Annotated in this window: 23 protein-coding genes; 3 read left to right on the forward strand and 20 right to left on the reverse strand. The window is 27.1% G+C overall.

The features are described 5' to 3' along the window. The first annotated feature begins 66 nt into the window (after positions 1-66). A complete protein-coding gene (locus tag ABHC41_RS01635; protein WP_195236901.1) occupies positions 67-417 on the forward strand; it encodes a cupin domain-containing protein in 351 nt (116 codons plus the stop codon). A 121-nt stretch (positions 418-538) separates the two neighbouring features. Here ABHC41_RS01635 and rbsB read toward each other — a convergent pair whose 3' ends face one another. The 9 genes from rbsB to ABHC41_RS01680 all read right to left on the reverse strand — a co-directional run bounded on the left by rbsB (position 539) and on the right by ABHC41_RS01680 (position 9,475). Further along, complete coding sequence (gene rbsB, locus ABHC41_RS01640; protein WP_195580907.1) at positions 539-1,432, reverse strand: ribose ABC transporter substrate-binding protein RbsB; 894 nt, start codon at positions 1,430-1,432, stop codon at positions 539-541. A gap of 11 nt (positions 1,433-1,443) precedes the next feature. Further along, complete coding sequence (gene rbsC, locus ABHC41_RS01645) at positions 1,444-2,418, reverse strand: ribose ABC transporter permease (protein ID WP_271892001.1); 975 nt, start codon at positions 2,416-2,418, stop codon at positions 1,444-1,446. Positions 2,419-2,420: 2 nt separating this feature from the next. Beyond that, positions 2,421-3,914, reverse strand: a complete 1,494-nt coding sequence (gene rbsA, locus ABHC41_RS01650) for a ribose ABC transporter ATP-binding protein RbsA (protein ID WP_166505020.1) — start codon at positions 3,912-3,914, stop codon at positions 2,421-2,423. 1 nt (position 3,915) lies between these two features. Then, positions 3,916-4,311: a D-ribose pyranase gene (gene rbsD, locus ABHC41_RS01655; protein WP_166505019.1), complete on the reverse strand. Its 396-nt coding sequence runs from the start codon at positions 4,309-4,311 to the stop codon at positions 3,916-3,918. A gap of 3 nt (positions 4,312-4,314) precedes the next feature. After that, positions 4,315-5,223: a ribokinase gene (gene rbsK / locus ABHC41_RS01660; RefSeq protein ID WP_195580906.1), complete on the reverse strand. Its 909-nt coding sequence runs from the start codon at positions 5,221-5,223 to the stop codon at positions 4,315-4,317. A gap of 577 nt (positions 5,224-5,800) precedes the next feature. Next, a complete protein-coding gene (locus ABHC41_RS01665; protein WP_195580905.1) occupies positions 5,801-6,445 on the reverse strand; it encodes a pentapeptide repeat-containing protein in 645 nt (214 codons plus the stop codon). Continuing rightward, positions 6,446-7,831 carry an MATE family efflux transporter gene (locus ABHC41_RS01670; protein WP_195580904.1) on the reverse strand — a complete coding sequence of 462 codons (1,386 nt, stop codon included), beginning with the start codon at positions 7,829-7,831 and terminating at the stop codon, positions 6,446-6,448. It abuts the gene before it with no gap. Positions 7,832-7,963: 132 nt separating this feature from the next. Beyond that, a complete protein-coding gene (locus tag ABHC41_RS01675) occupies positions 7,964-8,746 on the reverse strand; it encodes an HAD family hydrolase (protein ID WP_195236897.1) in 783 nt (260 codons plus the stop codon). Between the two features lie 99 nt (positions 8,747-8,845). Beyond that, positions 8,846-9,475: a DUF3786 domain-containing protein gene (locus tag ABHC41_RS01680; RefSeq protein WP_166505015.1), complete on the reverse strand. Its 630-nt coding sequence runs from the start codon at positions 9,473-9,475 to the stop codon at positions 8,846-8,848. A 210-nt stretch (positions 9,476-9,685) separates the two neighbouring features. Here ABHC41_RS01680 and ABHC41_RS01685 point away from each other — a divergent pair, with 210 nt between their 5' ends. Continuing rightward, positions 9,686-10,723: a YdcF family protein gene (locus ABHC41_RS01685; protein WP_195580903.1), complete on the forward strand. Its 1,038-nt coding sequence runs from the start codon at positions 9,686-9,688 to the stop codon at positions 10,721-10,723. A 54-nt stretch (positions 10,724-10,777) separates the two neighbouring features. Here the strand turns inward: ABHC41_RS01685 and tpx are convergent, their stop codons facing one another. The 3 genes from tpx to ABHC41_RS01700 all read right to left on the reverse strand — a co-directional run bounded on the left by tpx (position 10,778) and on the right by ABHC41_RS01700 (position 14,447). Further along, positions 10,778-11,263 (reverse strand): thiol peroxidase, encoded by a 486-nt coding sequence (tpx, locus tag ABHC41_RS01690; RefSeq protein ID WP_195580902.1) that lies wholly within the window; start codon positions 11,261-11,263, stop codon positions 10,778-10,780. A gap of 124 nt (positions 11,264-11,387) precedes the next feature. Beyond that, positions 11,388-13,526, reverse strand: coding sequence for a sensor histidine kinase (locus ABHC41_RS01695; RefSeq protein WP_243248167.1), 2,139 nt, complete (start codon positions 13,524-13,526; stop codon positions 11,388-11,390). A 228-nt stretch (positions 13,527-13,754) separates the two neighbouring features. Continuing rightward, positions 13,755-14,447, reverse strand: a complete 693-nt coding sequence (locus tag ABHC41_RS01700; RefSeq protein ID WP_195236892.1) for a response regulator transcription factor — start codon at positions 14,445-14,447, stop codon at positions 13,755-13,757. A gap of 599 nt (positions 14,448-15,046) precedes the next feature. Between ABHC41_RS01700 and ABHC41_RS01705 the strand changes: the two genes are divergently transcribed. Continuing rightward, a complete protein-coding gene (locus ABHC41_RS01705; protein WP_271892002.1) occupies positions 15,047-15,445 on the forward strand; it encodes a GtrA family protein in 399 nt (132 codons plus the stop codon). A 53-nt stretch (positions 15,446-15,498) separates the two neighbouring features. On the opposite strand, the gene ABHC41_RS01710 is transcribed toward ABHC41_RS01705, so the two are convergent. From ABHC41_RS01710 to ABHC41_RS01745, 8 genes are all read right to left on the reverse strand, one after another. Next, on the reverse strand, positions 15,499-15,852 hold the full coding sequence (locus ABHC41_RS01710; protein ID WP_092926840.1) for a response regulator: 354 nt from the start codon (positions 15,850-15,852) through the stop codon (positions 15,499-15,501). Positions 15,853-15,873: 21 nt separating this feature from the next. Next, positions 15,874-16,683 (reverse strand): protein-glutamate O-methyltransferase CheR, encoded by an 810-nt coding sequence (locus tag ABHC41_RS01715; protein ID WP_195928332.1) that lies wholly within the window; start codon positions 16,681-16,683, stop codon positions 15,874-15,876. Then, positions 16,667-17,149 carry a chemotaxis protein CheW gene (locus ABHC41_RS01720; RefSeq protein WP_092926842.1) on the reverse strand — a complete coding sequence of 161 codons (483 nt, stop codon included), beginning with the start codon at positions 17,147-17,149 and terminating at the stop codon, positions 16,667-16,669. The genes ABHC41_RS01715 and ABHC41_RS01720 overlap by 17 nt, the downstream gene beginning before the upstream one ends. A 19-nt stretch (positions 17,150-17,168) precedes the next feature. Then, positions 17,169-17,654, reverse strand: coding sequence for a chemotaxis protein CheD (locus tag ABHC41_RS01725; RefSeq protein ID WP_166505011.1), 486 nt, complete (start codon positions 17,652-17,654; stop codon positions 17,169-17,171). A 10-nt stretch (positions 17,655-17,664) separates the two neighbouring features. Continuing rightward, entirely contained in the window at positions 17,665-18,279 is a 615-nt protein-coding gene (locus ABHC41_RS01730; protein WP_195236889.1) for a chemotaxis protein CheC, read from the reverse strand. 16 nt (positions 18,280-18,295) lie between these two features. Beyond that, positions 18,296-19,363, reverse strand: a complete 1,068-nt coding sequence (locus ABHC41_RS01735) for a chemotaxis response regulator protein-glutamate methylesterase (protein ID WP_166505010.1) — start codon at positions 19,361-19,363, stop codon at positions 18,296-18,298. A gap of 25 nt (positions 19,364-19,388) precedes the next feature. Beyond that, complete coding sequence (locus ABHC41_RS01740) at positions 19,389-21,533, reverse strand: chemotaxis protein CheA (protein WP_166505009.1); 2,145 nt, start codon at positions 21,531-21,533, stop codon at positions 19,389-19,391. A 107-nt stretch (positions 21,534-21,640) separates the two neighbouring features. Further along, entirely contained in the window at positions 21,641-23,386 is a 1,746-nt protein-coding gene (locus ABHC41_RS01745; RefSeq protein WP_243239963.1) for a methyl-accepting chemotaxis protein, read from the reverse strand. Positions 23,387-23,520 lie beyond the last annotated feature (134 nt).

Consider the following 23,520-nt stretch of genomic DNA (forward strand, 5'->3'; position numbering starts at 1 on the left):
AATTGAATATAATTTTTATATTTTGAGAAAAATATTTTCAATTACGTATATATATGGAGGTTTTTTATGGAATCAAATCATAAACATTTACTAGACCCACAAGCTGCAAATTTCAATGATACTGTAGTCCCTAAGACGCCAGTATTTTCTGGTAACGATATCACTTGTGAAGTTTATTATTTTAAGCCAAATCAAGATTTGGCAATGCATAGACATCCAAATGGAGAGCAAATATTTTTCTTTTTAAAAGGCTCTGGAGTTATGACTGTTGAAGAAAAAGAACATAATGTTCATACTGGATGTACAGTTTTTGTAAAAGCAAATGAATGGCATGGCATTAAAAACTCTGATAAAGAAGATATGATTGCTGTTCAAGTTACTAAAGTTAATGCTGGTGCTGAATATAAAGATAAATAAAATTTTTATTAAAAGTTGTAAATAATTTTATACTTAATATAAAATCCTTACAAACAAAAAAGCTTGATTGTTAAAATCAAGCTTTTTGTATACTTACAATTTATATTTAGGTTTTATTGAATTACTTTTTTACTAACTTTAATTCGACTGGTATATATTTATCTATTTTCTCACCTTTTATAACCTTATTGGCAGCTTCAACAGCTGTTTCTCCTATAAGTATCGGTTGTTGTGCCACTGTTGCATCCATTTTCCCACTTTTAACAGATTCAACTGCATCATCTGTTGCATCAAATCCAACTACTAATACATCTTTCATATTAGCATCTTCTAATGCTTTTTGAGCACCTAAAGCCATTTCATCATTTTGTGCAAATACAGCATTTATATTATCCTTTGATTGAATGATATTTTCCATAACAGTAAGTCCTTTACTTCTATCAAAATCTGCACTTTGTTTAGCAATTAACTTAAACTCACTATTTTTTATACCATCTTCAAATCCTTTACCTCTATCTCTTGTAGCTGAAGAACCTGCTATACCTTCAAGTTCTACTACATTTCCTTTTCCACCAAGTTTTTCTATTAAAAAGTCTGCTGCCATTTTTCCTCCAGCAACATTATCAGATGCAACATGAGATATAACTTCTCCTCCATTTGCTGCTCTGTCAACTGTTATTACTGGTAACTTTAAATTATTAGCGACCATAACAGATGCTATTGCTGAATCTGAATCAACTGGGTTTAAAAGTACTATATCTACATCTCTAACACTTATATCTTCCATATTAGATACTTCTTTAGCTGGGTCATTTTGTGAATCAAGAACTACTACTTCATATCCTAATTCTTTTGCTTTTTCTTCTACTCCAGCTTTTAGATCTACGAAAAATGGATTGTTTAATGTTGATACTATAAGTCCTATCTTTTTTACTCCATTATCTTTAGAACTACATCCTACTAGTAGGCTTGATGATAATATTATAGTTATTATTATAGAAAGAAATTTTTTCATTTTATTTCCTCCTAGTTACTTCTTCTGTCTAAAAGTACAGCTATTAATATAACTACACCTTTTACCATCATTTGATAATATGATGATACATCTAATATATTAAGTGCGTTACTTAATACACCTATTATTAATGCACCTATTATAGTTCCAGTTATTTTACCTTTTCCACCTGTTAAACTAGTTCCACCAAGTACTACTGCTGCTATTGCATCTAACTCATATCCAGTACCTGCTGTTGGTTGTGCAGAATATAATCTAGAAGTTATTATAACTCCAGCTAGTGCTGATAATATACCACTTATTGTGTATACCCATATTTTTATTTTATCTGTATTAAGTCCTGATAGCTTTGTTGCTTCTTCATTAGAACCTAATGCATAAGTATATCTTCCCATTTTAGTACTATTTAGTATATAAGCACATACTAAAAATACTACTATCATTATTATTGCTGGAGTTGGTATAGAGAATATTTCTCCTCCACCTATTTTACCAAAGTTTATTGCTAAATCTCCACTCCCTAATGTTATAGGCTTTCCATCTGTAAATACTAAAGTTAAACCTCTAAGTATTGTCATAGTTGCAAGTGTTGCTATAAATGGTTGAAGTTTTCCTTTTGAGATTACAAATCCATTAAAAAAACCAACAACAGCTCCTATTAATATAGATATTACTATAGCTATTACTATATTTTGTCCTGATACAAGTAAACTCGCACAAATTGCTCCACTTATAGCAAGTATTGAACCTACAGATAAATCTATTCCTCCTGTTAATATAACAAAAGTCATACCAGCTGCTATTATTGCATTTACTGATGTTTGTCTTAATATATTAAAAATATTTTTAGTGCTTAAAAATGATGGACTTAATATTGAAACTATACCTACTAACAATAATAATCCTACTAAACTTTTATACTTTATTAATATATTTTTTATATCTAATTTACTATCTTTCGTATTTTGTATACATTGTGATGACATAACTATACTGCCTCCCTAGTTTCTACTGCACATTTTAATATTGCTTCTTGGCTTACTTCTTCTTTCTCAAACTCTCCAGTTATTCTTCCTTGGCTAAGTACTAATATTCTATCACTTAATCCAAGTATTTCTGGCATTTCTGAAGATATCATTATAACCGCTTTTCCCTTTGACTTAAAATCATTTATTAAGTCATATATCTCTTTTTTAGCTCCTACATCAACACCTCTAGTAGGTTCATCAAGAATTAAAACATCTGGATTTGTAAGTAGTGCTTTTGCTATTGCTACTTTTTGCTGATTACCACCACTTAAATTTCTTATAAGTTGTTCTTGGCTTGGTGTTTTTATATTTATCTTATCTATATAGCTATTTACTATCTCTTTTTCTTTTTGCTTATTTATTTTAAATAAAGATGATATAGTATTTAATGAAGATATGGTCATATTTTCTCTTATAGATAAATCTAAGATTAATCCATCCCCTTTTCTATCTTCACTAACATAAGCTATTTTATTTTTTAAACCGTCTTTTGAGCTTCTGTTAAATATCTCTTTTTTATTTACATATATACTTCCACTTTCTTTTTTTATATGTCCATATATAGTTTTTGCAAGTTCCGTTCTACCTGCCCCCATAAGTCCTGATATACCGACTATTTCTCCACCTTTTACATCAAAACTTACATTATCTACAAATTTATTTTTTAGATTTTTAACCTCTAGTATAGGCTCTCCTTTTTCACATTCAATTCTAGGGAATTGGTCTGTAAGCTTTCTACCTACCATCATCTCTATCATTTTATCTTCGTCTATATCTTTTATTTCTTCTTGACCTACATATTTTCCATCTCTTAGTACAGTTATATAATCACATATTTCAAATATTTCTTTTAGTCTATGTGATATATATACAATTGCTTTTCCTTCTTCTTTTAACTCATTTATAACCTTAAATAAACTCTCAGTTTCCTTATCTGTTAGTGCATCTGTTGGCTCGTCCATTATTATTATCTTTGCATCTAATGATAAAGCTTTTGCAATTTCGATCATTTGCTTTTGACCTATGCTTAAGTTTTTTACAAGACATTTTGAACTAGTCTCTACATTTAACTTTTGAAGTAACTTTTGACTATCACTATGTAGTTTATTAAAGTCTATTTTAAGTCCATTTTTAGGTTCTCTTCCTAAAAATATATTTTCGCCTATGCTTAAATCATTTACTAAGTTAAGCTCTTGATGTATTATTGCAATTCCTTTATCAGCTGCATCTTTAGGCCCTTTTATATCTTCTTCTTTTCCATTATAGTAAATTTGGCCTTTTGTCTTTTTATATACACCACTTAATATTTTCATAAGTGTAGATTTTCCCGCTCCATTTTCTCCCATCAAAGCCATAACTTTTCCTTCATAAAGCTCTAGATTAACCCCGTCTAGTGCCTTAACTCCTGGAAATTCTTTTACTATATTTGTCATTTTCAAAATAGGTGTTTTCATGTTAAAATACAACTCCTGATTTTAATATTATATTAGCATAAGGACTGCACTCCCCAGTTCTAACAAAAGCTTTACTGTTATTAGTCATCATTTTAAATTCTTCATGACTAACTTCCGTAACTTTTACATTTTCAAATCGTTTTAATATTTCTTTATATATTTTTTCGTTTCTTTCTTTAATTTCACTAGCTATTATTATCTCCTCAACACATAATTCTTCTAGTACTACATCTAAAGTATCTATAAAACTTGGTACTCCATGAGTTAATGCTAGATCTATCTTTTTAACATCATCACTTATCGGAAGTCCACAATCTCCTATAGTTAAACTATCAGTATGACCCATTTTAGATATAGTATATGATATTTCACTATTTATCAGTTTAGTTTTTTTCATAATTTACCCCCTAAAGTTCTCAACTTCTATTAATGTTGGTAGGCTACTTTGAGCACCTTCTTTCATAACTGATAATGCTCCAACCTTTGAAGCAAAATCCATAGCATATTCCATATCTTTGCCAATTGATATTGCCACAGCTAAAGCTCCAGTATAGCTATCACCTGCTGCTGTAGTATCTATAGCTTCAACTTTATATGCCTTTTTAAACATTGATGTTTCTTTATTTATATATAAACTCCCCTTAGAACCTAAAGTTACTATAAGTTCTTTTACACCTTTGTTTATCATTATTTGTGCACATTCATTTATATCATCTTCATTACTTATTGATTTTTGGCTTATTATTTCAAGTTCAGTTTCATTTGGAGTTAATAAATCTACATTTTCTATTATCTCATCTTCTAAAACTACTGCTGGTGCTGGGTTTAATATAGTATACTTACCTAATTCCTTAGCTTTTTTAAGAGCATATTTTATAGTTTCTAATGGAGTTTCAAGTTGAACTACTACTATATCACTATTCTTTATCGCATCTATATTTTTATCTATATCTTCTTTAGTTAATTTATAATTAGCTCCTGGTGCTACTACTATAGAGTTTTGTGCATTCTTATCTACCGTTATAAGTGCTACACCACTTGGACCTTTTTCTACTTGTATGTAATCAGTATTTACATTATCTTTTTTTAATGAGTTTACTAAAGTTTCTCCAAAGCTATCATTTCCAACTTTACCAATCATAGTTACATTTCCATTTAACCTAGCCATAGCTACCGCTTGGTTAGCTCCTTTTCCGCCTGGAACTTCTTTGAAATTACTTCCTAATAAAGTTTGTCCTGCTTTTGGCATCTTTTCTACATTTACAACTAAATCCATATTTAGACTACCTATAACGCATATATTCTTCACAATGTTCCTCCTAATTTTTATAATATATATATCATTTCTATTTTAATATTCATTTTATCTTTCCTATAGAGTATCATATTTATTTATTAAGTGCAACATATTTATATATTTATATATATTTTTTTACATTTTATATCAATTACAACTCTAATTTTATATAAAAGTATATAATTATATTTTAATAATATACTCTTATATAAAAAATTCGCTTAGCTTATGTCCGCCAACAAATTTGTCCGTTACTCAAAATATCATTTTTTACATTTTAAACTTATTAGTATATCTTACTTATTATCAATAGTTTTATAACTAATATAATTTCCTTGTATGTAAAAAATTCGCTGCGCTCATGTCGCCAACGACTTCGTCCGTTGCTCAAAATGTCTTTTTTACGCTCATAAAACTAATTAGTATTACTTAATTTCAATAGTTATCCACAATTTATGAAGTATCATAATTCCCTTAAGCGAAAAAAATGAACTAAAACAATTATGTTTTAGTTCATTTTTACTATCACTATATACTTATTTAAAGCTTTATGCCTTTATTAATCTCTAAATATCCCTTTAATATTTCTTTATTTTACTACTATATTCATGAGTTTAGTTAATTCTAAAGCTTGAATAGGTGTAAAAATTCCACCTGAAACATCTTTTATACTTACTTCTAAACTATCTATATTACAAGTAGTTAAATCTACTTTATCAAGAGAACTTCCTCTAAAAACTGATTTTGTTAAATCTGTAGATTCTAAAATTAAACCTTTACTTTCTATTTCCTGAAATACTGAATTTCTAAAATTAGAATCTTTAAAACATATATTTTTTAATTTAGCATATGAAAAATTTGAATATATCCCTATAGTATCCTTAAATACTACATTTTTCATTAAAGAATCATCGAATCTACTGCCTATTAATTTACAGTTTATAAACTCTGTTCTGTATATACTACTATCTGATATATCTATATTAGATAAATCACAGTTTTCAAATATACAATCTACTATATCTATTTTTTTTAAATCGCACTCCTCAAATATTATATTCTTAAAAACACAGGAATTAAAACTAATTCTTATATTATAGATATCACTTATTACAGTATCCTCTATTATTTTATTTTCTATACTTTCCTCATTTATTATAAGTTCTACTATATTGCTACACTCTTGTAGATCACTATATGTTTTTGGCTTTTCTATTTTATACACAACAGACATTTATATCTCCTTTATATCCTCTAATTCTTTTTCTTTCTTATTGTATTTTTTATTTTTACTACAATACCCATATATATTTTTATATTTATTTATAAATAATATAGATATTATTACCGTCAATAGTTCTGCTAATGGGACTGCTAACCACACTCCATTTACATTTAAATATTTAGGTAAAAAAGTTATTCCACATACTATAAATACAAAGGTTCTTAAAAAAGATATAGCTGCAGATATTTTTCCATTTGAAAAAGCTGTAAACATTGCAGAAGTAAATATATTAGTTCCCATAATTAAAAAACCTATAGCAAATAGCCTAAATCCATTATAAGCAATATTAAAAACATTACTTTTAGATTCTGAGAATAATCCTACTATTATTGGAGATGCTAATATCGCTACTGTAAATAATATCACAGAACTTAACAATATAAATATTATACTATACTTTATTATCTTTTTAAGCTCATGCTCATTTTTATTCCCATAATTGTAGCTTATAATAGGTGCAACCCCTGATGAAAATCCTATATATGCAGATGTTATTAAAAACTCACCATATAAAACTATAGTTATAGCGGCTACTCCATCTGATCCTAAAAGTTTCATCATAACTATGTTAAATAACATTGTAGTTACCCCTGCCGATAAATTCGTAACCATTTCAGATGAACCATTTGTTATTGTAGTTAATATAACGTTAATGTCTAGGCTAGGCTTTACAAAATATAAAGAAGCTTTTTTTCTGCTAAAATATATTATTCCAAGTATTGCTGGTATTAAATTTCCCATACCTGTTGCATATGCCGCTCCTGATATTCCCATATCCATAGGAACTATAAATAAATAATCTAATATTATGTTACTAAATCCGCCTATTAAGGTAAATAATAATCCTATATTTGGCTTCCCTGCAGTTATTGTAAGATATTGAAATAATAAATTAATTATAAACGCTGGAACAAATATTAAAGTTGCTGTTAGATAATCTCTACAATACCCATATAATTTATTATTGCCACCAAGTGTATATATTATCTTTTCCAAAAATGTATATCCAATAAATGATATTAAGATTCCTAAAGTAGCCCCTAAAAGTATTATTAATGTAAAATTCTTTTTAGCTTCTTCAGTTTTCCCTTCACCAATTTTTTTAGCTATAACTGCGCTACTTCCAGTTGCTAACATTACACCAACTGCTATTACCACATTTATAAATGGATATACTATATTTACAGATGATAATGCGTCAGTATTTACAAATCTAGATACAAATATTCCATCTATTATTGTATATAAAGACATAAATACAAGCATTACCACCGATGGTATAGTAAATTTTATAAGTGATAAAAAGCTAAAGCTTTTTGCTATTGAATTATCCATTTTATCCTCCTAAATTTTGTATCTTATCATATTATACAATAAAGTATATGGTTACAATACAGTCAATAGATATTTTAGTAATGAATATAATAAAAAACTACTTAGCATAAATTTATACTAAGTAGACTTTTATTATAATATATTTAATTTTATAGCTTCTAAAACTCCATTATCATCATTACTTTTTGCAATAAATCTAGATACTTTCTTTAAATCATCATGAGCATTTTCCATAGCATAACTGTGATAAGCTGCTTCCATCATCTCCAAATCATTTAGATAATCTCCAAATACCATAGTTTCATTAAAATCTATACCCATTTTCTCTTGAAGTGCTTTAATTGCCATTCCTTTATTGGCGCCTTTATTCGTTATATCTAACCATATCTTCCCAGATATAGATACTTGTAAATCATCTCTATAGTCGTCGTAATATTTATTGCTATTTTCTTGAGCCCCATTAAAGTCACATATAGTAACCTTTAATATATCATCTTCTATTTCATTTACATCTTTTACTACTTCATACTTTTCATAGTATTTTTCTACTTCTTTTATAAATTCTTCATCAGTAGATTCTATATATGCAGAATTTTTACCACAAAGTATTACATTTGAATTTTCTATATTTCTTCCTATATTAACTAATTCTTTAGCTATATTTCTATCTAATGAGTTTATAAATATCTCTTCTCCCTTATAAACTACAATTGTTCCATTCTCAGCTATAAACATCATCTTATCTTTAACATCTTCAAATCTTTTTAACAAATTAAAGTATTGTCTTCCACTAGCAGCTGCAAATATTATATCTTTTTCTTGTAGTTTTTCAAATACATCTATAAAATCATGGTGTATTTCATTATTATTATTTAATAGTGTTCCATCCATATCTGTTGCAATAAGCTTTATCATCTGACTCCTCCTTTGATGCTTTATGTATATTATATCAAATGTATTTGCTTATTTTAATTATAAAATCTAGGTTAATAAATGTGAACACTATTATATAATTTATAGGTTATCTAATTCTTCATATATTCTTATAAATGGTATATCGCCAATTACTGCAATATCCTCTGCATTAAAATAGTGCTTTATATTTGAGTCAAATAATATATTAGATGCTGATTCTATTTCATCATCCCCACTCCATAAAATATATATAATATATGTATCATTTAAAAATCTAATTTTATAGGCACTATCTCCCATATTTATTTTACTTGCTCCAATATTTTTCATTACAGATTTAAATTTTTCTACATTTCCTCCAAATTCTTTAGTTAATCTATTTATACTAGTTCTTAAAAATGCCGGATAATATACATGTCCTCCATCAATTTCTTTAAATGTTATATATTTATTAGTTGGTGGTATTGGATTAGCATTGACTAAAAATCTTATTACTAAAATTTCTAAAGCTATTTTATCTAATTTTTCTCCATTTTCTTTATATATATCTCCACTAGGATATTCTACATATAAAGTAAAATCCATACACTTTACATGAAATATACTGGTGCTTTTATCATAGTATGAATTTGATAGCTTTGCCATAAGAATAGGATCTTTTTTACTAAATTCATTTTTAGCATAGTCTAACGGTATATTATAATTTCCAACTTTATTAAATTTCTCCATGATAATTCCCCCAAAATAATTTATATTACTACTTTCTACATAAAGTAGTTTAAAACCTTTTAATTATACTAACATTTCATACTATATTTAATATATTATTAATAATTAGTGTCTACCTAGTAAATTTGATGTTGTTATTTGTATATATTTTTTACTTATGCTAATATTATTAATTATCAATAAAGTTTTATTTTAATTTGGAGGTTAAGTATGAAAATACTTTTAATACTAACTCTAATTTCATTTTCTATCTTTTTAATCTCTTATAATCTAGATAAAAGAAAACTTTATAATGGCTTTTTATTTAATATTTCATTATTTATGTTTTTATTAACTGCAACATACATAACCTTCTCTACTTCTAATATATTATTGATGGTTATATTTTTTATATTTTTTATTATAGCAATTTTTATTTTAATATTTGGGATTTATATACTCATAATTGGATTATTTATAAATGCACGAATTGTAATAAAAAGGGAGAGTAGAAGCTTATCTAATCTATTAACATTTTTCTTAGGCTTAGCTTTACTTTTTCATGTAATACTAACTATAATTAATCCTGAAAGATTTTTACCTAGTGATATTAATGCATTTATTGGTGGATTTATTCTTATAGAAATATATTTCTTATTTAGTGTTTTTAACTTCTTAATGATTTCACTATTATATCAACTTAATAGACCTAAGTTAAATCAAGATTTTATAATTGTTTTGGGTAGTAGGGTAATTGGAGATAAGGTTCCTCCTTTACTTGCTAGCAGAATAAAAAAAGCAATTGAATTTTATAACAAGCAAGCTAAAGCATCGACACCACCTAAAATAATATTTTCTGGTGGTCAAGGTAAAGATGAGAAAGTTTCTGAAGCATCTGCTATGCAAAAGTATGCTATAGAAAATGGTATACCTATTTCTGATACAATACTTGAAGATAAATCAACAACAACATTTGAAAATATGAGTTTTTCTAAAAATATAATGGATAAAATTAAGCCAAGTGGATACAAAAGTATTTTTATTACTAATAATTATCACCTATTTAGAGCTGGACTTTATGCCAAAAAAGCTAATTTAAAAAGTGATGGCATTGGTGCAAAAACTGCACTTTACTTTATTCCAAATGCTTTAATAAGAGAATATATTGCTATTGTAGTAATGAATAAAAAACGTCATTTTATAGTTATATCATTTATATTAATCTGTAGCTTTATATTAGCCTTAATAAATTATTTTTTAATAGGTTAAAAATAAATAAATAAAAAAGCAGTATACATAAATTTATGTATACTGCTTTTTTATTTATTTTAATACGTCTAAAACCTTATCATAATTTGGTTCTTCAGTTATTTCTTCTAGATATTCTACATATATAATTTTATCATCTTCATCAACTACAAACACTGCTCTTGATAAAAGACCTAATTCATTTATGTATACTCCATAATTTTGCCCAAATTCTCTATCTTTATAATCTGATATAGTCTTTACATTTTCTATACCAGCTGCACCACACCATCTAGCTTGTGCAAATGGTAAATCCATTGATACTGTATATACCGTAACATTATTTAATTTTGAGGCCTCTGTATTAAATCTTCTTACTTCCATATCACAAACTGGTGTATCTATTGATGGAACAGATAAAAATACTCTTTTTCCTTTAGTATCATCTAATTTTAATGGGTTTAATTCATTGTCTATAACTGTAAAGTCAGGAGCTTTATCTCCAACTTTTAATTGTTTTCCTTTTAATGTTAATGGTGCTCCTTGAAATGTTACTTTCATTATAATTACCTCCTAATTATTTATATAAACCTATATTATTTTTAGTATTTGTTAATATATTTATACCTTTATATTAACTATATAAACAACAAAATATAGCTTTTTATAAATATTAAAGTAATACTTATTTATCTATCTTAGGAAAGACTAATATAGATTTAAATAAATCACCATCTATTTCTACACTAAACTTACCACCTTGAAGATTTACTAAATCTTTGCTTATAGCAAGTCCCAGTCCACTACCTTCTGTGTTTCTTGACTCATCTGCTCTTTTAAATCTTTCTGTTATCTCTGTGGCATCAAAGTTAAGTTCATATGAAGATATATTTTTCATAGTAATGATTACACTTTCATCAGACTCTAATAAATCTATATATACTCTTGTACTAGGTAGTGAGTACTTTGATATATTTGATAATAAGTTTTCAAATACTCTATACATTCTTCTACCATCTGCATATATATTAATTTTTTCACTACTCAATTTTAATCTTATATCTAAGTTAGAATTTGTTAATTTTTCTTCCATTTCTCCTATACTTTGTCTAAGTAGCTGTACTATATCTATATTTTCCATATTAAGCTCTAAATTTCCACTACTTGCTTTACTAGCTTCAAACAAATCTTCGATTAATATTTTTAACCTCTTAGACTTTTGGTCTAATACTTTTATATAATCATTTACATGTTCTGGGGTTACGTCTTCTTTTTTTATTAGCTCTATATAATTTATTATAGATGTAAGTGGGGTCTTTAAATCATGACTTACATTAGTTATAAGTTCTGATTTCATTCTCTCACTTCTTAATTGAGTTTCTATTGATTTTTCTAGTCCTTCTCCAATATTATTAATATTTTCTGCTAAATTAGTGAAACTATCATTTCCCAATAAATCTATTTTGTAATCTAATTCTCCATTTTTTATTCTAGAAGTTCCTTCTATTATATCGCTTAAATAAGCTAATTTTTTAACTATATATAAGGTAAATAAAATCATAGACATAGGTATTCCAAATAAAAGCATAACCTCATTATAGATAAGTTCATACAATAAGACTGACACTACCCCACCTATAAATGTTATACCTATTGATACTATTATTATTCTTTTTATTAAAGGTATTTCTTTAGATGCTTTTAACGCACTGATAACAGTATTTTTTAATATTTTATATAGTTTATATACAATAGTTTCTTTTAATATATATATTTTTTTATCATATTTTTTGCTTCTTCTATTTATAGTGTAAGCTGCATATATAAGTAGATATGCTCCTATTACTGCACATATTTTTTCTATCATATACCTATAACCTTGATAATAAGAAAGTGAAAATGGTACATATAATAAAAAGTCTATAGCCATTAACCATAGTATAATATCTATTGGTACTTTGTTTGATAACTTAGTTAATATACCTTCATCATGGTCTTCATTTATTTTTATTTTTTTATATGTAACTGCTGATATAATAAATACAATTATATTTACAATCATTAAAATTAAACATATATACACTTCTTTTATAGTTTGTGTATATTGGTGATACTCATTATATACCTTATCTGAAATTTCTACATTAGATAATAATTTAGGAAAAGACATATGTACTTCTAAATTTTCTTCTGGTGTAGCATCTAATAACTTACCCTCTATATAATGGGTTGGATTTTCTGATACTTTTTTATTTATTGTTTTTATGTAACTTCTATTTGAATTATTTTTGTCTATTTTTATATTTGTATATTCATCTATATTTTTATCAAATTCATCAAATGTTTTATATTCTGTATTAGTATAATACTCATTAGTTTTAGTATTTTTAACCATAAATTTAATATTTTGTATTTGATTTAGCTGGTTTCTACCATAATTAACCTTATTTAAAAGATCATTTTTAGCTTCTTCTTTAGTAGGCTTTCTTTCCTTAGTTTCTATTATTTCATTTCCATATTCATTTAAACCCTTACTGACATCTTCATAATATGTATTTTCATTTATATAATTACTTATATTTGAATCTACATCTGATACACTTTCCCCCATCCAATACAAAATAGGTCTAAGTACATTAAATTCAAATACATTACTTTTATAAAAATCTGTTTCTAGTATTTGCTTATCCTTATGCATATAACTTGTCCATAGTCCCATATTTTGACTATAGATTGAATACGTTGTTGGTATTACTGTAAGTAGTATTGATAATGAAATCATAGATAACATTAAGAATACATTCTTTAATCTATTTTTTTTCAATTTTATCCCTCATCTCAATTTATTTAAATTATTGCCTATAATATAGATAGTTTTCTCATTATTTTGTATATAACAAAATTTATCAGTGATAAATTAGCTAATATCATAAATAAATTTTGGCTAAAAAATTTAAAACATGTTATTATTCCTATTATTTGTGTAACCATAAATATAGTTAGTATAAGTATTAAATTAAACACTAAACTTTTATTTTTTATAATTTTACCTCTACAATTTTTCAACTTTATATCCAACTCCCCACACCACCTTTAAATATTTTGGCTCTCTAGGATTTATTTCTATTTTTTCCCTTATTCTCCTTATATGAACTGCTACGGTATTTTCCGCATTAAAACTTTGTTCCTTCCATACTTTCTCGTATATTTCATCAATTGAAAATACTATTCCCTTATTAGATAATAAAAGCCTTAATATATTAAATTCAATTGGTGTTAGTTTAACATTCTCTCCTTCTACTAAAACTTCCTTTGTCAATAGATTCATAGAAAGTTCTCCGCTTTTTATTACTTCTTTATCTTCATTTTTATAAGTTCCTAAATTAACATACCTTCTAAGACTTGACTTTACTCTAGCTACAAGCTCTAGTAAATTAAATGGTTTTGTTATGTAATCATCTGCACCAATATTAAGTCCAAGTATCTTATCTGTATCTTCACTTTTTGCTGATATTAATATTATAGGTATATTTTTTTCTTCTCTTATTTTTATAGTAGCTTTTATGCCATCTAATTTTGGCATCATTATATCCATTAAAATAAGATGTATTTTTTCATTTGCTATAATATCTAATGCATCTAATCCATTATAAGCTTTGTATATTTTATATCCTTCATTTTTTAGGTATATATCTATTGACTCAACTATTTCTTTATCATCATCCACTACTAATATATTGTACATATAAATTTTCACCTTCTTTATTATTTTCTTTAATATTATACAATAATTTCACATCCTTTAAATATTAATAATATAAATTCATTTCCTATCCTACAAATATATAATAGAGTATAAATCTTAAAAATTTCTTAACCTAATTCTTAAGATTTTATTACAAAATATGTAAACATAGAGATATTCGGCAAATGCTATTTTACTTTGAAGATATAAACATGTAATCTTTGGTTAATATCTACGGTGTCGCTTCTATGGCAGATTTTGATACTTGTTCTAAGGTAGAATCATTTATATTATTTAGTGCTATAAAGTGAGATGGTTACTCTTATAAGCTATACGATATCTTATAGATCGTAAGGATACCTGCTTGATATTTATTTTCTAATTTCTTTGGTGTAAATGTTATATTGATGGGAATTCCTGTTGGTTAGATAATTGAATTTTTTATAAAGCTTGAAACTAGAAGAAAAGACAGTTATTTATAATCAGTATAAATCCATATTAAATTTTGAAATAGTAAATACTTATAATGAAGAATAAATTGAATTTTTGCTCAAATAATATTATTATAAGTTTATGTCTTTCATCTTAGGAGTGTATATATGTCAACAATATTAAAAAAGTACAGACATAAAATAATCGAATATATAAAGTTCAATATAATAGGTATAAGCAATTTTGTAATATCTCAAGGTATATATCTTACTTTGTTTATTTACTTTAAACTTCACTACCTATTAGCCTATACTATAACTAGTGTTATTAGTATAACAGCATCTTATATATTAAATAGTAAATATACTTTTAAAGAAAAGAAATATTCTTATAAAAAATTTTTCTATTCAATCTTAATATATATATTTGAGTATATATTAAATATGGGAGTTATAGTAATACTTGTAAATGTATTTAAACTTGGAGAAATATTATCACCAATAATTGCTCCAACTTTTACTACTCCCCCAATATTTCTTCTTATGAGGAAAGTAATAAAAAAATAGTTAGCAATATTGCTAACTATTTTTTATCCTTCTATATTTTCATATAAATTAAATTATATTTTAGATAAAGCAGATACTATAATCTCTTCCTTAAAAGGCTTTACTATAAACCCTTTTGCTCCATATATTATAGCTTCTTTCATTCTTGCCTCTTGTCCTAATGCAGATACCATTACAACTGAGGCAGATGGATCAATTTTCTTTATTTCTCTTAGTGCTTCTAATCCATCCATTTCAGGCATAGTTATATCCATAGTAACAACTTCTGGCTGTAATTCTTTATATTTTTCAATTGCCATTACTCCATTTTCAGCTTCTCCAACTATCTCAAATCCATTATTTTCAAGCATATTACGTATAGACATACGCATAAATGCTGCATCATCAACTATTAATACTCTTTTCATATTTTTTCCTCCAATTACTTGTTATAAATTTTTTCTATATACAGATGGTCTCACTCTTTCAAAGTCAGTTTGTAGATTAGATAAATTTTCTGACATACCTATTATCAGGTATCCTCCTGGTTTTAATGAATCATATAATTTCTTACATAATTTTTGCTTTGTAGGATTATCAAAATAAATCATAACATTTCTACAAAATATGACATCATACTTAGAATGATTCCAGCCTATATTGTCATTTAAGTTAAAGTATTTAAATTCTACTATGTTTCTTACATTATCTGTAATTTTATAATTTCTATCATTTAATTTCCTAAAAAAGCTCTTAATCCATGCTGGTGGTAGTTTAGCTATTTTGTCTTGTGAATAAATCCCCATTTTAGCTTGATTTAAGACATTATTTGATATATCAGATGCAGTTACAGAAACTTTTAACCTAGGATTTTTAGACATCATTTGTTGAGCTAACATGGCTATACAATAAGGTTCTTCTCCAGTAGATGAAGCTGCTGACCAAATTTTAACTCCTCCTATTGGAGGTTTTTTTAAAGCATGTGTTAAAACTTCATCCCTTAAAAATTCATAATGTTGTTCCTCACGCATAAAATATGTAAAGTTTGTAGTTAACTTTTCTACTAAAACTGCTGCTTGTTCTCCACTTTTATCTTGCATTAAATTGTCTATGTAACTCTTAAAATCTCTAAAGCCTAATCTTTTTACCATAAGACCTAATCTAGTTTCTATCAGGGTCCTTTTTTTGTCAAGATTTATCCCATAATTATTATACATAAAGTTCTTTAGTCTTATGAAATCTTTATCTGTTAAGTGCATAATCTATATCCTCTACAATTTTTACTAATGAATCACAATCTAGTATTAATTGAACTTCATTATTTATTTCGCTAACTCCCTTTATAAAATTAGGCTTATCATCACTATCATTTGAATCCATTTTCATACTTTGACCATCAGGAATATGAATAACCTCATTTACTGCATCTACAATTAAACCTATTTTTTCATCATTATTTTCAATTATTATTATGCAAGTTCTCTCATCATATTCTTTTGGACTAATTCCAAATCTCATTCTTGCATCCATAACAGGTATTATATTACTTCTTAAGTTTATAATTCCTTTTATATATTCAGGTATAAATGGAACTTTAGTTATAGGTAGCATTTCAATAATTTCTGTAATATATTTTGATGATAAAGCATATTTTTGATTATCTATAATAAATACCATACATAAATCATCAATTTTATTATCTATTATTTCATCATTTGTGCTCATATATAAGGCATCCTCCTTTTTAAATGACTTTTTCACCTTTTCCTACACTTTTGATTTTTAGTTTACTTGTTAATACATCAAAAGTAATAGTTCTACCACATGTTCCTAAAACATCTTCAGATACAATAGGTATATGTAATTTTTTTAATGTTTCTTTACATGCCTTTACATTTTTTTCTCCAATAGTAAATATACTACTATCTGCGTTTTTAAAAGTAAACATGTGAGCTCCACCCGCTATTTTAGCTTTTATAAACATTGGATTTGCTCCTGATTTTTTCATTTCTTCATACAGTAAACTTATTCCAGTATCTGCATATTTAGCTTTATTTACAACTTGTCTCTCATTCTTTGAATCTGATAATAAAATATGAACTAAACCTGCTATCTTTTTTGTTTCGTCATATAATACTATTCCACAACATGATCCTAATCCAATAGTCGTAATTTGGTCTGGAGCCTTAACAATATTAAAATCGGCTATACCAACCGTTATATTTTTCATTTTTTATCTCCTAAACATTAAATCCTAGTGATGCTAATAATTTATCACATGATTCAGCCTTTGGTAGGAAATAATATTTTCCTTCTATTTCATGATCTTCCGTGAAAAAGTCTGTTTCTATACAAAGTATAGAATCAAATACAGGCCCATATAATGACATTGGTAAATTCATAATAGCCATGACCATATCTACACTAAAATATGGAATAGAAGGAGTTACATTTAAATTTGTCATATCCGAAATTGCTGTTAAATACGTTCCACAAAGTATATTACAAACTTCACCAATAGAAGATAATGTTTCACAAACTTTATTATAATCATTTCTATCGCAATCTATTTTACTTCCTGTAAGTCTAGATAATAAATTGAATGCAGAATCTACCTTCATTATCACCATAATAAAACCTTCCATATCTCCTGATAGTTGAAGTACCGTTCCAACAACTAACTCCTCTGGTGATTCATAGCTATCTGTTATATCAGAAAAACCTACCATATCACTTTTAGGAATACCTATATCTACTAACTCATTTAACATAACTGCCAATGAATTAGATGCATTTCCTGATCCTATATTACTTATCTCTCGAAATACATTTAATTTATCACATTCAAATTTCATATATATTATCCTCCAACTATCCTTTTACTTTCGATGTTAATTGTCTTCTTTTTAACTGATTTAATATAATATTTGGCATCATATCTAAAGATGCTTCTTTTAGCACTGCTCCAATTTTCTTAGCAACCATAGGCATACCATATACAACACAAGAGTTTTTATCTTGTCCTATGGTATATCCGCCTTCATTTTTTATACTTAAAAGTCCTCTTGCTCCATCTGACCCCATACCCGTTAAAATAACTCCTATTGAATTATCCTTTGCTTGCTTTGCAACGGACATAAATAAATAATCTACTGACGGACAATGACCACTAATCTTTTGGCCTTTTTTTATATCTAAGATATATTTTCCATTTCTTTTTATAATTCCCATCTGTAATGCTCCTGGGGCAATATAAGCATGTCCACTTAATAGTTCTTCTCCATCTTCACCTTCTTTTACTTTTAATACGCACCCTCTATCTAATCTTTCTGCATATTTTTTTGTAAATATTGGTGGCATATGTTGTGTTATTACAATTGGTGGCAATCCTAGTGGTAGTTGTTTTAATAACTTTTCTACTGCCTCAACACCTCCCATAGAAGCTCCTATGGCAATTATATCTTTATCATTTTTTCTTACTATATTATTTTCTAATAACTTACGTTTATTTTGTATAATACTAGATTGAACTTTTGTTTTCTTGTCTAATTTTGCAATAGATGCTTCCTTTATTTTTGTCGATAAATCATCAAAAAACTGGTTCATCGTATCTGCAGTAGGCTTTCCAACAAATCCTACTGCTCCTGCATCTATAGCTTCGAAGCATCTTCCATCTGCTCCACTTATTACAATAGTTGGTACTGGATGTTGTTCCATTAGTATTTTTAAAAACTCAATACCATTTATACCTGGCATTTCTATATCTAAAGTTAATACATCTGGCTTAAGTTGTATTACTTTGTCTTTTGCTTCAAAAGAATCTTTAGCTGTTCCTACAACTTCTATACCTGAATATTCTCGTAATCTAGTTGACACTACTCTTCTAAATACCATAGAGTCATCTATTACTAAAACTTTTATTTTTTTACTACCTTCCATAGATATCTCTCCTTAGATAACTAAATTACTTGTGTATTATTGCATTTACATCAAGTATTAAACTAATTGAGCCATCTTCTAAAATAGAGCATCCTGACATATAAGATTGAACTTTGTCAAATTGAGTAAGTAAAGTCGGTATTGGCTTTATAACCACTTGTTGTTGACCTAAAATTCCATCTACTATGATACACACATTTCCCATTTCAGACTCTACTAATATCATAATACCTTCATCATTTTTCTCAGAGTTAATACCTAATACATTAGAAACCCTTACTATTTCATAGCAATTTCCTCTTATAATGCTATGTTCTTGCCCATTAGGATTTTTAACTATTTCATAGTCTCCTTGTCTAAATACTTCTTTTATACTTAGAGCTGGTATAATATAAATTTGATCCCCTATATTTACCTTCATTCCATCTACTATCGCTAATGTTAAAGGAATTCTAAGTATAAATGTTGTACCATTTCCTGGCTCGCTATCAATACTTATTGAGCCTCTTAACTTACGTATATTGGTATATACAACATCCATACCTACTCCTCTTCCAGAGTATTCACTTACTGCTTCTTTTGTTGAAAAGCCTGGTGCCATTATAAAGTTATATGCTTCTTTGTCACTTATTTCATCTATACTTTTAGTTGTTATTCCTTTTTCAATAGCTTTTTTTACTATAGTTTCTTTATTTAAACCTCTACCATCATCTTTAATTATTATTACAACATCTCCACCAGTATTTTTAGCTTCTAATGTTACAGTAGCTCTTTCTGGCTTAGTTGTATTTTTACGTTCTTCCAAAGTTTCAATACCATGATCCATACTATTTCTAATCATGTGCATTAAAGGATCTGAAATATTTTCTAATATGTTTCTATCTACTTCTGTTTGCTCTCCTATTAAAACTAAGTCTACTAATTTTCCAGTTTTTCTACTCATATCTCTTACAACTCTTTGCATTTTAGTAAAGGTTGAAGATATTGGAACCATACGCATAGACATTACAACATCTTGTAATTCATTAGTTAATTGGTGAAGCCTTCTAGCTTGTTTTTCAAAGCTATCTCTGTCAAAGTTTTCTACTTGAGATTGCTTTTCTACCATTGACTCTGTAGTAACTATTTCTCCAACAAGGTTCATTAATGTATCTATTTTATTAATATTTACTGTTAGATAGCTATTTTTACTATGTGCATGACCTTGATTTTGTTCTTCTTTTTTATCTTTCTTTTGAACTTGTGCTTGTTTTTCCTCTATTATATTTGTACTTTGTTCTTTTGACTCTTCTACTACCTCTGCACTTTCTTCTTTTGGAGCTTCTATTATTTCTTCATTAATATCACAATTTTTTTCTTCCTTTATTTCTTCTTTTGGAGCAATTATTCCAAATACACTTTCTAACTCTTCATCATTTAGTCTATGTATTTCGTATTTATCTAAAAACATTGTATCTTTTATAGCTTCTTCTATTAATGATTGTTCCTGAACTGTTCTCATATATAATACAAATCCGTCTTTAATTATTACATCATCACAGTCTGAATCTAAATCTTGTGGTATATGCTTTACTTCAGAGCATAGACTTTGTAATATTGTTAGTACACCTAAAGCCCTTATGCTTTCCATTGCACATCCTTTTTCAAAGAATACTTTTGCACATAAATAATTTTCATTACTATTTTTAGCTGTAATTTTTTCTTCTTTATTTTCCGCTAACTCTTGTATATTTTCATTTGATTTATTATCTATATCATCTTCTTTATTTGTTGCACTTTTTAAAAAATTAATTGCCTTATCATGTAGTTCTTCAATACTTGCTTCTGGAAGAAGACCATCTTGAATATTTAACATTTCTTCTTTCAAGAAATCTATACTCGCTAAAACAAGATCAACAACTTCATCCCACTGATTACTTGAAAGTTCTAACCCATTACGTATTGCATCAAATATGTCTTCTACACTATGAGTTAGTTTTGTTAAACTATCATACCCCATCATTGCAGACGAACCTTTAATAGTATGCATCGCTCGGAAAATTTCTTCTATATGCTCTTTATCTAACTTCCCATTTTCTGATTGACCTGCAAGTAAAATCTCTTCCAATTGTTCTAATAACTGCATATTTTCATGCACATAAAATTCATTTAAAGAATCTACTCCACTCATATTTCTCTCCTTTATTAAATAAGATAACTCCTTTAAAACTAACTTTTAAAAATGGAAGCTAAAAGCTTCCATTTTTTAAATCATAATTTATGATATATTATTTTTTACTAAAACTCATTCATTTCAAAATAGCTAGCTTCGTCAGTATTAAAGTTTATTGATCTATTTGAACCATTTACATCTTTTAATCTAAAGTTTTCAATAAGTGATTTTAACATTTGTGCTTGACCACTTAATTCTTCACTTGCTGCAGCACTTTCTTCTGAAGTTGCTGAATTTGTTTGCACCACTTCAGAAATTTGTTCAACACCTAATGTAACTTGAGCTATAGCAACAGCTTCTTCTTCTGATGTTTTAGCTATATCATTTACTATAACAGTAGTTCTGTTTGTTGTATCTATTATCTTTTGAAGAGATTGTGCTGTATTATCAACTATTTCAGTTCCTTTATTTACAGCTTCCATAGAATTTTCAATTAATGTAGCTGTGTTCTTTGCAGCTTCTGCTGATTTAGCAGCTAGATTTCTTACTTCATCTGCAACTACAGCAAATCCTTTACCTGCAGAACCTGCTCTAGCAGCCTCAACAGCAGCATTAAGTGCTAGTATATTTGTTTGGAATGCTATATCGTCTATAGTTTTTATAATTCTGCTTATTTCGTTAGACGTAAATGATATTTCTTCCATAGCATTTACCATTTGTTTCATTTGTTCATTACCTTCTTGAACTTGTTTTGCAGAACTGTTAGTTAATGAGTTAGCATTTCTTGCATTGTCAGCTGTTTCTTTTATCTTATCTGATATTTCTATTATTGTTGCTGATAATTCTTGTATAGCACTTGCTTGTTCTGTAGCACCTTGAGCTAACATTTGTGATCCACTTGAAACTTGATTTGATGCTGCTTCAACTTCTTCTGCAGCTGCATTTATTTGTGCTATTGTTTCACTTAAATCATTACTTATTCTTGTAACAGACTTTTCTATATCTTTAAATACGCCTATATATTCAACATTAGTTTCAACATTAAAGTTACCTTTAGCAAGTTCTCCTAGTACACAAACAGTGTCATCTACTATTGATTTTACTTCTTTACTCATATGACGCATACTTTCAGATAATAAACCTAATTCATCTTTTGATTCGTATTCTATATTTATATCAAAATCTCCATTTGCCATTTTATTTGAAGCTTCTTCTATTTCTTCAATTGGCTTTGTTAAAGATTTTGTTATATAAATTGATATAGCAAGACCGACAACTATAGTTAATACACTTACGGCTACAGATGCAATTATTGCATTTTTTACTGTTTCATGGATGTTTTTATTAAATTCAATACCTCTTTGGTTAGATCCTTCGTTTAACTTTACAGCAAGATCTACAGCTTTGTTATAATCATTATAAAATGGAGTATTTTCATCACTCATTTCCATAGCTTTTTTGTAATCACCAGTTCTTGCCACATCATAAATATTTTGACACTCTAATTTATAATTATTTACAGCAGTTCTAACCTCTTCAAGATCACTTTTATCTCCTGTAAATGTTTTAGATATTTTATCTATTCTATTGTTTATACTGTCAAAATTTTCTTTTGCCTTTTGGAAGTAAACATCAGGCTTTTGTCTAAGTACGATATTAACTGTATTTCTTCCGGCAGAAACTAAATCCCTACGTATACCCATAGTTTCATTAGTTCCTACATACGGTCCATTAAATAGCTGAGAATTTAACTCTTCCGCTTCTTTTAATTTCGATATTGTATATATACTTGAAAATGTAGCAAGTAGTAATACAATTATAAATGATATTGCAAGTTTTCTACCTATTTTTAAATCTTTAAACTTTCTCATAATCGTCTCCCTATAATTCATATTAGATAATATAGATTTTAAAATTATACATAAGTATATAAACTATTTTAATTCCTTATAAAATTTTGAGCTTTGATTATATTAATATATGATTCTATGTTATTAGTTTATAT

The organism is Romboutsia sp. 1001216sp1, from assembly GCF_039841805.1.
GTDB classification, from domain to species: domain Bacteria; phylum Bacillota; class Clostridia; order Peptostreptococcales; family Peptostreptococcaceae; genus Romboutsia_C; species Romboutsia_C hominis.